General features: G+C 71.2%; 1 pseudogene. It reads left to right on the top strand.

Annotated features, from left to right (window positions below):
- A pseudogene (locus KUM32_RS37480) lies at window positions 1-356 on the top strand (orotidine 5'-phosphate decarboxylase); the annotation flags it as partial.
- Window positions 357-583: the final 227 nt, after the last annotated feature.

Below are 583 nucleotides of genomic sequence, written 5' to 3'. Positions count from 1 at the left end.
GCCGCAGCGTCGCCGCCACGGTGCTGGGCCACCTCGCCGAGCGCAACGCCGCCGAGCGCGCCGCCTGGCAGGGTCAGGGTCGGCCGCTGGGCTCCTTCGGCGCGGTGGTGGGCGCCACGCTGGGCGACGCGCTCGCCGCCGCCGGCGGCTCGCTCGCCATCGACGGACCGCTCCTCGCGCCGGGCATCGGCGCCCAGGGCGCGACCCCCGCCGACCTCCCGGCGGTCTTCGGCGACGCGGTGGGGAACGTGGTGCCCAGCGTGAGTCGTGGGGTGCTGCGCCACGGTCCGGATGCCGCCGCGTTGCGCGCCGCGGCGGCCAGAATCGCCGACGACGTGCGGGTAGCCGTGAAATAAGTACCTCAGAACCCGGTGTTTTTGCCCCGAAAAGTCCTGGTCGAGCGAGTCTGACCAGGACTTTTCGTCTGTTCTCGCTGACTGGAGCGGCCGTGGCCGCTAGTCTCCGACGAGAGCACAACGCGCAGGTGTGTTGCGCGTTGCTCACCCTGGTGAGGGGCGACTAGGTTCCTCACCGGTCCGTATCCGACAGTTCGATATCCGAGGTGACGTAGGCGTGGCTCTTC

It is taken from the genome of Streptomyces sp. AC627_RSS907, from assembly GCF_019049165.1.
The sequence above is the reverse complement of the archived record's forward strand: the minus strand, read 5'-3'. Positions and strand labels throughout refer to the sequence as shown.